This is a genomic window from Streptomyces mirabilis, assembly GCF_039503195.1.
Classification (GTDB): domain Bacteria; phylum Actinomycetota; class Actinomycetes; order Streptomycetales; family Streptomycetaceae; genus Streptomyces; species Streptomyces mirabilis_D.
The window spans coordinates 10,116,173-10,128,990 of record NZ_JBCJKP010000001.1 but is presented as its reverse complement, the minus strand read 5'-3'; the positions used below and the strand labels follow the sequence as shown (position 1 = coordinate 10,128,990).

The 12,818-nt window shown below is 68.6% G+C and carries 11 protein-coding genes; 5 read left to right on the top strand and 6 right to left on the bottom strand.

All coding sequences use genetic code 11. From position 1 onward, the window contains the following. The first annotated feature begins 31 nt into the window (after nt 1-31). The 3 genes from AAFF41_RS46085 to AAFF41_RS46075 are packed head-to-tail and all read left to right on the top strand — an operon-like array spanning nt 32 to nt 3,500. Nucleotides 32-1,708, top strand: coding sequence for an NAD(P)/FAD-dependent oxidoreductase (locus AAFF41_RS46085; RefSeq protein ID WP_319750402.1), 1,677 nt, complete (start codon nt 32-34; stop codon nt 1,706-1,708). Beyond that, entirely contained in the window at nt 1,705-3,153 is a 1,449-nt protein-coding gene (locus AAFF41_RS46080; RefSeq protein ID WP_319750403.1) for an ATP-binding protein, read from the top strand. The genes AAFF41_RS46085 and AAFF41_RS46080 overlap by 4 nt, the downstream gene beginning before the upstream one ends. Further along, a complete protein-coding gene (locus AAFF41_RS46075; RefSeq protein ID WP_319750404.1) occupies nt 3,150-3,500 on the top strand; it encodes a UBP-type zinc finger domain-containing protein in 351 nt (116 codons plus the stop codon). Before AAFF41_RS46080 ends, AAFF41_RS46075 begins: the two co-directional genes overlap by 4 nt. Nucleotides 3,501-3,555: 55 nt before the next feature. Here AAFF41_RS46075 and AAFF41_RS46070 read toward each other — a convergent pair whose 3' ends face one another. After that, nucleotides 3,556-4,056, bottom strand: coding sequence for a VOC family protein (locus AAFF41_RS46070; RefSeq protein WP_319750405.1), 501 nt, complete (start codon nt 4,054-4,056; stop codon nt 3,556-3,558). A gap of 72 nt (nt 4,057-4,128) precedes the next feature. Here AAFF41_RS46070 and AAFF41_RS46065 point away from each other — a divergent pair, with 72 nt between their 5' ends. Then, on the top strand, nt 4,129-4,389 hold the full coding sequence (locus AAFF41_RS46065; RefSeq protein ID WP_319750406.1) for a cysteine hydrolase family protein: 261 nt from the start codon (nt 4,129-4,131) through the stop codon (nt 4,387-4,389). A 189-nt stretch (nt 4,390-4,578) separates the two neighbouring features. Here the strand turns inward: AAFF41_RS46065 and AAFF41_RS46060 are convergent, their stop codons facing one another. The 3 genes from AAFF41_RS46060 to AAFF41_RS46050 form a co-directional block, all read right to left on the bottom strand. Further along, nucleotides 4,579-5,490, bottom strand: a complete 912-nt coding sequence (locus AAFF41_RS46060; protein ID WP_319750407.1) for an aldo/keto reductase — start codon at nt 5,488-5,490, stop codon at nt 4,579-4,581. A 276-nt stretch (nt 5,491-5,766) separates the two neighbouring features. Beyond that, a complete protein-coding gene (locus tag AAFF41_RS46055; protein ID WP_319750408.1) occupies nt 5,767-7,227 on the bottom strand; it encodes a glycoside hydrolase family 76 protein in 1,461 nt (486 codons plus the stop codon). A gap of 31 nt (nt 7,228-7,258) precedes the next feature. After that, the gene (locus AAFF41_RS46050; RefSeq protein WP_319750409.1) at nt 7,259-8,869 is read right to left on the bottom strand and encodes a glycoside hydrolase family 27 protein; all 1,611 of its coding nucleotides are present in this window, start codon (nt 8,867-8,869) and stop codon (nt 7,259-7,261) included. Between the two features lie 308 nt (nt 8,870-9,177). Between AAFF41_RS46050 and AAFF41_RS46045 the strand changes: the two genes are divergently transcribed. Further along, complete coding sequence (locus tag AAFF41_RS46045) at nt 9,178-10,317, top strand: glycoside hydrolase family 76 protein (protein ID WP_319750410.1); 1,140 nt, start codon at nt 9,178-9,180, stop codon at nt 10,315-10,317. Between the two features lie 4 nt (nt 10,318-10,321). On the opposite strand, the gene AAFF41_RS46040 is transcribed toward AAFF41_RS46045, so the two are convergent. Both AAFF41_RS46040 and AAFF41_RS46035 read right to left on the bottom strand, forming a co-directional pair. After that, on the bottom strand, nt 10,322-11,311 hold the full coding sequence (locus tag AAFF41_RS46040; protein WP_319750411.1) for a LacI family DNA-binding transcriptional regulator: 990 nt from the start codon (nt 11,309-11,311) through the stop codon (nt 10,322-10,324). 199 nt (nt 11,312-11,510) lie between these two features. Continuing rightward, nucleotides 11,511-12,806 carry an ABC transporter substrate-binding protein gene (locus tag AAFF41_RS46035; protein WP_319750412.1) on the bottom strand — a complete coding sequence of 432 codons (1,296 nt, stop codon included), beginning with the start codon at nt 12,804-12,806 and terminating at the stop codon, nt 11,511-11,513. Nucleotides 12,807-12,818 lie beyond the last annotated feature (12 nt).

Sequence of the window (12,818 nt, the reverse complement as noted above, 5' to 3'; positions counted from 1 at the left end):
GCGACACTGTCCTGCTCGGGGTGGGAGACGTATGGCACAGGCCGCCGCTACAGCGCGGACCGTCATTCTGACCGTGGATGACGATCCCGGGGTGTCGCGCGCCGTGGCGCGCGACCTCAGGCGCCGCTACGGCGAGTCGCACCGGATCGTGCGCGCGGAGTCCGGGGAGACCGCGCTGGACGCGCTGAAGGAGCTGAAGCTGCGGGGCGACCAGGTGGCGGTGATCCTCGCCGACTACCGGATGCCGCAGATGAACGGCATCGAGTTCCTGGAGCAGGCGCTCGACGTGTATCCCGGCGCACGCCGGGTACTGCTGACCGCGTACGCGGACACGAACGCGGCGATCGACGCGATCAACGTGATCGATCTGGACCACTATCTGCTCAAGCCGTGGGATCCGCCCGAGGAGAAGCTCTATCCGGTCCTGGACGATCTGCTGGACGCCTGGCGGACCAGCGACTACCGGCCCGTGCCGACCTGCAAGGTGGTCGGGCACCGGTGGTCGGCGCGCTCCTCGGACGTACGGGAGTTCCTGGCCCGCAACCAGGTGCCGTACCGCTGGTACTCGTCCGACACGCCGGAGGGACAGCGGCTGCTGTCCGCGGCCGGTCACGACGGGGAGCGGCTCCCGCTGGTGATCACGCCGGACGGTACGCCGCTGGTCGAGCCCGATGACCCGGATCTCGCGGCGCGGGTCGGCCTGGCCACGACGCCGACGTCGGAGTTCTACGACCTCGTCGTCATCGGCGGCGGTCCGGCCGGACTCGGAGCCGCCGTGTACGGCGCGTCCGAGGGGCTGCGGACCGTGCTCGTGGAGCGCTCGGCGACCGGCGGGCAGGCCGGACAGAGCTCGCGCATCGAGAACTACCTCGGCTTCCCGGACGGGGTGTCCGGGGGCCAGCTCACCGACCGGGCCCGGCGGCAGGCGGCGAAGTTCGGCGCCGAGATCCTCACCGCGCGCGAGGTGACCGGCCTCGAGGTCACCGGAGCGTCCCGCACCATCCGTTTCTCGGACGGCTCGGCGATCTCCGCGCACGCGGTGATCCTGGCAACGGGTGTCTCGTACCGGCAGTTGCAGGCGCCCGGCCTGGCCGACCTCACCGGATGCGGTGTCTTCTACGGTTCGGCGCTGACCGAGGCGGCCGCCTGCCAGGGCCACGACGTGTACATCGTGGGCGGGGCGAACTCGGCCGGGCAGGCCGCCATGTACCTGTCGCGCGGCGCGAAGTCGGTCACCCTCCTCGTACGGGGAACGTCGTTGTCCGCCTCGATGTCGCACTATCTGATCCAGCAGATCGAAGACGCGCCCAACATCACGGTGCGCACCTGCACGGTCGTCGACGCGGCGCACGGCACGGACCATCTGGAGCAGCTCACCCTGCGGGACGTGACGAGCGGGCACACCGAACTCGTCGACGCGCAGTGGATGTTCGTGTTCATCGGCGCGGCCCCGCTCACCGACTGGCTGGAGGGGACGGTGCTGCGGGACGGGCGCGGGTTCATCCCGACGGGTCCCGACATGACCATCGACGGACAGCCGCCCAAGGGCTGGGAACTGGACCGGCCGCCGTACCACCTGGAGACCAATGTTCCCGGCGTGTTCGTGGCCGGAGACGCGCGTGCCGAGTCCGCGAAGCGGGTCGCTTCCGCGGTCGGAGAGGGAGCCATGGCCGTCATGCTCGTCCACCGTTACCTGGAGCAGTCATGAGCGGGCGGCCGTTGCCGTGCGACATGGGGGAACTGAGTACGCTGTTCCTGTTCGAGAAGCTGGACGCGGACCAGCTGGGGCGGCTGTGCCGGGAAGGCCGGGTGGAGGAGTTCGACCCGGGTCCCGTCTACACCGAGGGCGAACCGGCCACCTGCTTCTTCGTGCTCCTCGAAGGCACCCTCGTGATGTCGCGCCGGGTCGGGGGCGACGACGTGGAGACCACCCGCAGCTCCCAGCGCGGGGTGTACGCGGGGGCCACCCAGGCCTATGTGAGCAAGCCGGATCAGGCGCGCTACAGGGGCTCCCTCCGCGTCACCGTGCCCTCCCGGTTCTTCATCCTGCCCGCCGAGACCTTCTCCTCGATCATGCGGGACTGGTTCCCCATGGCCGTGCATCTGCTGGAGGGGCTGTTCTACGGCACCCAGAACACCCAGCGGGCCATCGGGCAGCGCGAGCGACTGCTGGCGCTCGGTTCGCTGTCGGCCGGGCTGACGCACGAGCTCAACAATCCGGCCGCGGCGGCGGTCCGGGCCACCTCCGCGCTGCGGGAGCGGGTCGCGAAGATGCGGCAGAAGCTCGGCGCGATCGCCGCGGGCCCCTACAAGCGGGACACGCTGGAAATCCTGGTCGAGATCCAGGAGCGCACCGCCGAGCAGGTCGCCAAGGCCACGCCGCTGAGCCCGCTGGAGGCCTCCGACCGGGAGGACGCGCTCGCCGACTGGCTGGACGACCACGACATCGCGGGCGGCTGGCAGCTCGCGCCGACGTTCGTGCAGGCGGGCCTCGACACGGACTGGCTGGACCAGGTCGCCGCGGCTGTGGACGAGGCGACGCTCCAGGGCGCGGTCCACTGGCTGAACTACACCGTGGAGACCGAGCTCCTCATGAACGAGATCGAGGACTCCACGACCCGTATCACGCACCTCGTGGACGCGGCCAAGCAGTACTCGCAGCTCGACCGCGCGCCGTATCAGGTCGTCGACGTCCACGAACTGCTGGACAGCACACTGATGATGCTCTCCGGGAAGATCGGTTCCGGCGTCAAGGTCGTCAAGGAGTTCGACCGTACGCTGCCGAAGATCCCCGCGTATCCGAGCGAGTTGAACCAGGTGTGGACGAACCTCATCGACAACGCCGTCTCGGCGATGGACGGCGAGGGGACCCTGACCGTGCGCACCGCACTCGACCACGACGACCTGCTCGTCGAGTTCCGCGACACCGGTCCCGGGGTACCGCCCGAGATCCGCGACCGCATCTTCGACCCGTTCTTCACCACCAAGCCGGTCGGTGAGGGCACGGGGCTCGGTCTGGACATCTCGTGGCGGATCGTCGTCAACAAGCACCACGGGAGTCTTCAGGTGAAGTCCGTCCCTGGCGACACCCGTTTCCAGGTACGCCTTCCGCTGACCGCCGCGGACACCGAAACACCCGAGGAGTCTTCATGAGCCTGCCCGCCGGAATCGACCCGAGTGTCCCGCCGAGCGGTCCGGGGTGCGGGGACTGCGACGCCGTCGGCGGCTGGTGGTTCCACCTGCGCCGCTGTGCGCAGTGCGGCCACATCGGCTGCTGCGACGACTCGCCGGCCAAGCACGCCACCGCGCACGCGCGGAGCACCGGCCATCCCATCATCCGCAGTTTCGAACCCGGCGAGGCCTGGTTCTGGAACTTCGACACGTCCGAGCTGTACGAGTCCGGTCCGGACCTCGCTCCCCCGCTGAGCCACCCCGAGGACCAGCCGACACCGGGTCCCGCGGGGCGGGTGCCGGCGAACTGGGCGAGCACGCTGGGCTGACCTGCCGGCCCGGACCTTCAGCCCCGTGCCCTGGGCCCCGTGCCTTCAGCGGACGTCAGCGCACTGAGTGGCCGTACATCTCGCCCAAGGGCTCGGCGAGGAGTTCGACGCGGGCGCCGTCGGGGTCGCGGAGGTAGAGCGAAGTGCCGCTCTCCTCCTCGTAGTCGACCCCGGCGGCGTCGAGCCGTTCGCGCAGCCGCTGCCAGGTGGTGGGGTCGACGGAGATGGCCAGGTGGTGCAGTCCACCGAGCACCTCGGCGTAGGGACCCAGGTCGAGGCCGGGGAAGTCGAAGAAGGCCAGCAGGTTGCCGTTGCCGACGTCGAAGAAGAAATGGGTGGAACCCTTGTAGTCGCGGTTCTCGATCACCTCGGTGAGCGGAAACTCCAGGATGCCCTGGTAGAAGCGGACGGTCCGCTCGACGTCGGCGGAGAGCAGCGCCACGTGGTGCACTCCGCGTGCGGAACTCGCCGGCCGGTCCGAGGCCAGTTGCGTGTCGCGGATGCGCGTACGTTCCGCCTCGATCGCCGCGAGGTCCAGGGGCTGCAGCGCACTCATGGGAAACTCCGTTCGCCATTCAACCACTTTGTCCTCACTCTAGACCTCGCCACCGCCGAGGGCCACCGGTCGGTGGCGGCCACGGCGCCCCCGGTCGGCGCCCCCGGGGTACCGAAGCCCGAACCGGACGCCTCCGGCACCTTCAGCCAGGCCAAGCGGGAGGCCGGGCTGCTGCGCATCCAGCAGGCGGGCGTCGTCGTCAGCGACTACGCCACCCTCATGGTCGAGGCCCTGGCCGACAACGCCGCCCCCGAGTCCGGCGCCGTCTACGCCGCCCTCGACGTGCCGTTCGCCGTCCTGGTCGGCCAGATCTCCGCGGCCTACCAGGCCTAGGGCCTGTCCGGCGGATCATGCCTGGGCCGCGAGGTCCGCACCAGTTGCGCCGCGCGGTGACCTGCCGGTCACCGGTCTCCCGACGCCGGTCGTAGGGGGCTCTGGCGCCGGGCGACCTCATGGGCGACTGCGGACGGACACTCTCAGTCCGAACGGTGGCCGGTGGAACGGATTCCGACCGGCAGCGGACTACTGCGCGCGGCCGGGCCGCAGCGAGGTGAGGCGCGCCATCTCCTCCTCCGAGAGCCGCAGCGCGCCGGCCGCCACGTTCTGCGCGAGGTGGTCCGGATCACCGGTGCCCGGGATCGCCAGCACGTGCGGCCCCTGCTGCAAGGTCCAGGCCAGCCTGACCTGCGCGACGGACACACCGTGCGCGCGGGCGACGGCACGTACCCCCTCGCTCTCACCGGCTGCCGGACCCGCCTCGCGCCCGGAACCGGCGATCGCGAAGAACGCGACGAAGGCGAGGCCGAGTTCACCGCAGAGCCGTAGGAGAGCCCGGTCCTCACTCAACTCACCGACCCCGTAAGGGTTCTGCACGCAGACGACCGGGGCGATGGCCCGGGCCTCGGCCAGTTGCCCGGAGGTGACGTTGGAGATGCCGAGGTGGCGGATCAGCCCGGCATCGCGCAGTTCGGCCAACGCGCCGAAGGGTTCGCCGATCGAGCCGGCCCGCCGACTCGGCGGCACGCGCAGGTTCACCACGTCCAGATGATCGCGACCGAGTTGGCGCAGGTTCTCCTCGACCTGGCCGCGCAGCTGCGCCGGTGTGGCCCACCACCACGCGCCCGAGGGATCACGGGCCGGCCAGACCTTGGTGGTGATGACCAGATCCTCCGGGTACGGCGCCAGCGCCCGGTTGATCAGCTCGTTCGCGGAGCGCGTCGCCGAGAAGTAGAAGGCGGCGGTGTCGATGTGGTTCACGCCGAGCTCGATCGCCCGCCGGAGCACACCGATCGACCGTTCGCGGTCGCGCGGCACGCCGCGGTCGAAGGGCGCCGTACCGGTCAGGCGCATCGCGCCGAACCCGACGCGGTTGACGGTCAGGTCACCGAGTCGCCACGTACCCGTCGCTGCCGTGGTGTTCGTCCGTGGGCCCATGACATGGATCTCCTCTTGCGGGATGGGAACCGGGAACCGATGGGCGGCGCGGCGCGTTCAGGTCACTCGGCGTGTGAGTACCTTCGCAGCGGGTCCGCCGGTGCCGGGGCAGGCTGGACCCGGGCACGAAAAAAGCCTCCTCGGCGGACCGGAGTCCGCGCCGAGAAGGCTCACATGATGCCCAGCATTCTAGCAGCCCGGACGGGGCATCCACCAACAGGTCCTCGGTACCCTGCAAAATCTCCCAGGAGGGCGGCGCCGGTCGGCGACGACCGGTCAGGACGCCGCGTTCATCACATCCAGGGCGCTCTGCTGGCGGGCGGCGTCCGTGGAATCGATCGGCCCGGCCCAGTGCAATCCGTACGCGTCGAGGGCGTTGCGGTCGTTGGCGTAGGCGGAGTCGGCCTGCCGCGCGAGGTACGAGGTGTAGGGGTGGTCGGACACCTGGGCGTTGAAGGCGCTCAGACCACGGACGTAGGCACCCTTGAAGGTCGGCCCGTCGGCCCCGCAGCCGTTCGACTCACACGGCTCGCGCAGGATTCCGCCGGAGTTCAGCGATGCGGAGGTGGTCGAGGCGTCACCGATCTGACGGCCGGTGGTCAGCAGGGCCGAGTCCCCCGTCGCCCGGTACAGCTCGGCGAGCCCGCCGAGGAGTACGCCCTGGTTGTACGACCATGCCGTGGACCCGTTGTTGCGACAGGTCGACAGGTCGATGCCGTCGTTGACGAGGTGCGAACTGTTGATCACGCCGGTGCCCTTGAACCACGACCACTCCGCGTTCGCCCGGCCCAGATAGACCGAGTCGGCCCCGATGCGGTTGTGCAGGGCGGCGTTCAGCTCCAGGTAGAGGGAGTTGGCGATGGCGTTCTTGTACGTCTTCGCCGTGCTCCACCACACCCCGCCGCCGCACGTCGAGTCCCAGTACTGCGCCATGTGGTCCGCGTCGGCACGGGCGGTGTTGAGATAGCGGCTGTCGCCGGTCAGGTCGTACGCGGCGACCCAGGCGAGCCCCCACCAGCCCGTGTCGTCGATGTAGTCGCTGCGGAACTGGCCTCCCTGGGCCCCCAGCTGGCGGTCGTAGGTGTTCGCGATGGCGTACTTGTAGCTGGGCATTCCGGTGACGCGGACGTTGTCGATGATCGCGGTCAGGGCGTTGGCGGAGTTCCACCAGCCGGTGGTGTCGAACAGACCGGTGGAGTTGCTGTAGGACTGCATCAGCGCGGTGGCCGCCGCCGTGGGGCGGCTGTACGCGTTCCAAGTGGTGCGGGCCCATGCCGTGCAGGCGATCTCGGCCCGGTCCCCCGCCTTGCCGCAGGCCCGCAGCGCGCCGACGCCGTTGTTGTTCCAGTCGTCGACGTTGTACATCAGGGTGCGCCAACCCCCTTGTCCTGAGGGGATGGTGGTGTCACCGAGCCTGCTGCCCGAGCTCCAGGTGCGGCCGCCGTCGAAGGAGCGGTCGAGCCAGACCTCGTCGGTCGGACTGCCGTTGGTGATCGAGGCCCAGCCCATCGCGTCGGTGTCGTCGAAATGCAGGGCGAGGGTGCGCGAGTAGATGGTGGCGGTGACCGGCTGCCGATCACCCGGGGACAGGGCCGGGTCGCGGCCGTCGCAGTACTTGTTGCAGATCGTCGCCTCGGGGGCGGCGGTCGCGACCCCGCCGGTGACCGTGATCAGGAGGGTCAGCGTCGCGAACAGACCGGTCCCGATTCTCCGGACACGTCTTGCCGTTGAGTTCATCTCAGCTCCGTGGACGTGGGGGGACGGGCCGTCAGCCCAGACGCCACTGCTGGTTGGCGCCGCCGTTGCAGGTCCACAGCTCGACCTGGGTGCCGTTGACGTTCCCGGCGGGCTTGTCGCCTCCGGTGACATCGAGGCAGAGCCCGGACTGGGTGCCGGTGATGGTGCCGTTTCCGTTGAGGCGCCACTGTTGGTTCGCGCCGCCATTGCACGTCCAGAGCTGCACTTTGGTGCCGGAGGTGGTCCCGTTGTCATACGCGTCCAGGCACTGGGTACCGCCGTACAGCCGCAGTTCACCGGCGGCGGTGAGGGTGACGGCCTGGTTGGCGCCGCCACCGCAGTCCCAGATCTCGATCTTGGTGCCGGGGGCGGTCTGGCCGTCGTACGCGTCGAGGCAACGGTTGGAAGAGGCTCCGATCAGCGGGTGTGTCGTCCCGACGCTGGTTCCACTGCCGACGGACACCCGGTACATGACGGAGCCGTGCCCCGGTACGTTGGCCGCGATGCTGCCGGTCGTACTGCCGATCTGATGGCTCCAGACGTTGTTGATCCGGTACGACGAGGCGGCCGGCAGGCCCACCGCGGAGGCCGACGTCGTGATCGTGGCCGCGCTCGAGTTCTCGTTGAACAGGACGACCGACACCTCACCGTTGGCGAGGGGTTTGCTCAGGACGTGCAGACCACCTGCCGAGGAGATCTCGGTGCCCTGCTTGCCGAGGGAGTCCTGGTCCACGGCGATGACGTCCTTGTTGCCGTAGAGGGAGAGGGTGGCGGCGGAGGCCTTGCGCAGGTCGGTTCCGGCGATCAGCGGCGCGGCCATCTCGGCCCACAGGCTGAAGTGGGAACGGTCCTCGGTGAACGACATGCCGTTGCCGACCTCGAGCATGTCCGGGTCGTTCCAGGCGCCGGGCTTGGCGTACGGGGCGAGCTGGACGTTGGCCTTGTAGATCGACACCACCGTGGAGAAGTTGACGTTGATGTCGTCGGTGGTGCGCCAGCTGTTGCCGACCCCCGCACCCCAGGTCCACACACTGGCGAGACCCCAGTTGCAGAGGCTGTAGACGATCGGTCGGCCGGTGTTGGCCAAGGCGTCGCGCATCGCGGTGTAACGCTGCTGGTCGGGCACGTTCTGGTGATTGCAATTGTCGTACTTCAGATAGTCGACGCCCCAGGAGGCGAAGCTGTTGGCGTCCGTCTGCTCATGGCCGAGACTGCCCGGGAATCCCTGACAGGTGGCGGTGCCGGCGCTCTCGTAGATGCCGAGCTTGAGTCCCTTGGAGTGGACATAGGCGGCGGTGCCGCTGATGCCGTCCGGGAACTTGACGGGGTCGGGTACCAGTTGACCGGCGGAGTTCCGGGCCGAGGTCATCCAGCAGTCGTCGATGTTGACGTACTGGTACCCCGCGTCCTTCAGACCGGAGGAGACGAGATAGTCGGCGGTCTGCTCGACCAGCGCCTCACTGACATTGCAGCCGAAGGCGTTCCAGTCGTTCCAGCCCATCGGGGGCGTCCGGGCCAGGCCGTTGTCGAGAGCGTGCACGCGCGGGGCCGAGCTCAGCAGGAGCAGGGGCGGGGAGAGCACCAACAACAGCAGCGCGAGCACCGCTCTCAGGGATCTCCACGGGCTTGACGGGGCGGTCATGTCTGCGTCTCCTGTTTCGCCGTGGGGGCCGGACGGATAAAGGTGTCCGGAGCTATGGAAACGTAACCATCGCGAAGATCCCACGCCCTCGATCGGACGTCAACGGTCCGTACCACAAAGGCTGTTGAGGACGACGATGAGGAACCACCGTGCCTGTACGGTCTGTTGACGACTCCATGTGATGGTGGCAACGTTTCCATTCGCCTGACGCCTGCGCGCCCCGCGCAGGCGGCGGCGTTCTGAATGGAGGCGTTTCGGTGCGTTTGAATCCCTCTCGCCGGGCGCTGGTCGGCGGCGGTATTGCGGCCATGGCCACGTTGACCGCGACCAACGGAACGTCAGCCGCGGCAGACGTGCCCGGGTCACAACTCCACGACCGGTCACGGGCGTTGTCACGCGGCATCGCCGCCTACGCCGCGCTGGAGAGACACCTGGCGAGCAACGACGGCTCCGATCTGGTCCGCGAGCGGTATCCGGCGGCTTCCGGAGACAACGCGTACTCGTACGAATGGCCCTTCTCCCAGGTGCACGTCGCGGCCCTCGACCTCGCGGCGGTCGACTCCCGCTACGCGGCGGAGGTGGCCCAGCGGGCGAAGGCGCAGGAGCACTACTGGAACGCCGTCGGCGGCACGACCGAGCTGCCCGGGTACGACTCCTACCCTCGCGCCCCCTACGGCTCCGGCGGCGACATGTTCTACGACGACAACGAATGGGTGGGCCTGGCGAAAGTCCAACTCCACCTGCAGACCGGGGACTCGGCGGCACTGGCCCGGGCCAAGGAGATCTTCGACCTCGTCAGGTCGGGCTGGGACACCGACTCCACGCACGCCGCTCCCGGCGGCGTCTTCTGGACCCAGGCGAACTGGAGCCAGGACCGCAACACCGTCTCGAACATGCCGGGCGCCCAGCTCGCCCTCCGTCTGCACCAGATCACCGGTGAAGACGGCTACCTGGACTGGGCAAGACGGTTCTACGACTGGACGAACACGTATCTGCAGAGTCCCGGCGCTCTGTACTGGGACCATCTCGACCTGAAAGGGACGGTCGAGAAGACCATCTGGTCGTACAACCAGGGAGTCCCGGTCGGTGTCAACGTCCTTCTCTACAAGGCGACCCACGACCGAACGTATCTGCGCAGGGCCGAGCGGATCGCCCAGGCGGCCTACGCCTACTACGTCACGCAGGGACGGCTGTTCACCCAGCCGGTGTACTTCAACTCGATCTTCTTCAAGAACCTGCTGCTCCTGGAGTCGGTGACCGGGGACGGCAAGTACCACCAGGCGATGGCCGACTACGCGGACGAGCTCTGGTCCACGATGCGCGATCCCGGTACGGGTCTTGTGCACTTCGACTCGTCCGGCGGCACCGAGGCGATCCAACAGGCGGCCTTCGCGCAGCTCTACGCCGTGCTCGCATGGCCGCGCGGGCTGTGGCCGACGCTCTACTGAGCCGCTAGCGGGCAGCCGTCTCCCCTGTGCCACGGGCGATCAACCGCGCCGGCAGCACGGTCCGGTGGAAGGGTGAGTCCTCACCGTTGATGCGGTCGATCAACAGACGGGCGGCACGGCGGCCGAGTTCCTCGATGTCCGAGGTCACCACCGTGACCGGGGTGGGGAGCATATCGGCGAGCTTGAAGTCGTCGAAGCCCACCACGGCGATACGAGCCTGCAACTGCTGGCTCGCCCGCAGGACGCCCTCGGTGAGGAAGCCCGTCGTCGAGAAGATCGCCGTCGGCGGGTGCGGAGAGGTGAGCAGGGCGTGGGTGGCGGCGGTGGCCTCCTCCGTGGTGCCGCGCCGCAGGGTGACCACCAGTGCTTCGTCGGCTTCGATGCCGCTCTGCCGCAGGGCCTTGCGGTATCCGCGCAACCGGCGGCCGGTGGTGTAGTACGAGGGGGCGACGAGGATCGCGATCCGGCGGTGACCGTGGTCGATGAGGTGCTGCGTCGCCATGCGTCCCCCGCCCTCGTTGTCGACGAGGACGACATCGGCCTCGGCTCCGGTGGCGGGCCGGTCCACGAAGACGATGGGCACCTGGTCGTGGCCGTTGACCTCCTGCAGAAAGGCGTGATCGCCCTGGTCGGGCACGATGATGAGGCCGGCCACCCGTCGCCCGATCAGCTCGCCCACGGCACGGCGTTCGACCTTCGGGTCCTCGTCGGCGGTGCTCAGGAGAACGGCGTAGCCGGCGTGGGCCGCCACCTCGACCGCCGCCTTCGCCAACGACGCGTAGAAGGGGTTGGTCAGGTCGCCGAGCAGCAGGCCGATGGTCATCGAGTTCTGCCCGGGACGAAGCGAACGCGCGATCTCGTTGCGCTGGTACCCGATCTCGCTGATCGCCGCGTTCACACGCTCGGCCGTCTCCTCACGGACCGTCCCGATGCCGTTGACGACGCGGGACACGGTGACAAGGGCGACTCCGGCCCGCTCTGCGACATCGCGCATCGTCGGCCTGGTGTTCTGGCGCTGCGGGAGACGACTGCTCACGTGGGGCGGAGACCAACTTTCCTGATGTGTTTCGCGGCCACCTGCGAGGGCGCCGCGCGGGCCTGACCGGGCGAACGCCCTCAGGATACGTTTCCGTTCCCGTCGTACGCCCCGGTCGGCGGGTGGCTTGCCCGCCGACCGTGAACGCACCGAACACCTAGCTGTTGCTCTTGATCACTTCGTTGATCTTGTCGGCCATGGTCTGCAGATCGGACAGCGGCTTCTTGCCCTGGAGGATGTCGGGCCAGTACGCCGTGATCAGGTCGCCGGCCTGGCTGGCCCACTGGGTGGTGAAGCGCACGCCGATGGTGGACGAGGCCTTCAGATCCGTCCTGACGGTGGAGGCGACGGTCGTCTGCCCCGCCTTGTCGAGGGCGTTGAAGTAGGAGTCCTGAGCACCGGTGTAGGCCGGCACCGCCACGGGCGAGTCGGGGAGCACCTTGGTCCACACGGTTGAGTCGAGGTACTTGAGGACCTTGAAGGTGGCGTCCGCGTTCTTGGTGTACGAGGGGGTGCAGATGCCCACGGCGTCGTACAGCGTGGCCGGTTCGTCGGCCTGGGGCAGGGGCGCGAACCCGTACTTGATCTTCGGTTTGTCCGTGAGGAAGCCGGCGGCCAGCCACTGGCCGCTCCAGAGCATGGGGATCTCCCCGGCGGAGAACAGCGACTGCTGGTTGGAGATGTCATAGCCGGGAGGCGCTACGGCGCCGCTCTTGATCCCTGCCACGAGCTTGCTGACGCCTTCGGTGAACGTGGCGTCGACCGTGACTTTGGTGGGGTGGTGGACGTCGTCGGTGAAGGGCGCGCCGCCGGCGGACTGGGAGTAGAGGCTGAGGCTGAAGGGGGCGTCGAGAGCGGTCATGGCGTCGGCGACCAGGCCGTACTTGGCGCCTTTCGCGTGCAGCTTGGCGGCGGCCTCGTACATCTGGTCCCAGGTCCAGCCGGCCGCGGGTACCGGGATGCCGGCTGCCTTGAAGGCGTCGATGTCGTACCAGACGCCATAGGTGTTCATCAGAGAGGGGACGCCGCCGATCCTGCCGTCGGCGGTCTTCCAGTTCTTCATGGCCGTGGAGTCGAAGCTGCCGGTGCCGAAGTCGCCGGAACCGGAGAGCTTCGAGGACCAGTCGGTGAGCAGTCCCTGTCCGGTGTACTGCTGCTCGGTGTCGTTGCCGCACCAAAAGAGGTCGGGGAGTTTCTTGGCCTGGGTCAGCGCCGAGAGCTTGTCGCTGTAGTTGCCGTTGGGCGTGTCGATGCGTTTGACCGTGATGTCGGGGTCCTGGAAACCGGCCAGGGCCTGGTCGATGAGCTTGTTGGTCGCGTTCGACTCCCAGGTCATCACGGTGACCGTGGTCTTCCCGTCCGACTCCTGTCCCGAGGAGCCGCCGCAGGCCGAGGTGGCCAGCAGTCCGCCTGCCGCCAACAGCGCTCCGGCTGCATGGAGTGTTCGTTTCAACGTGGCCTCCTG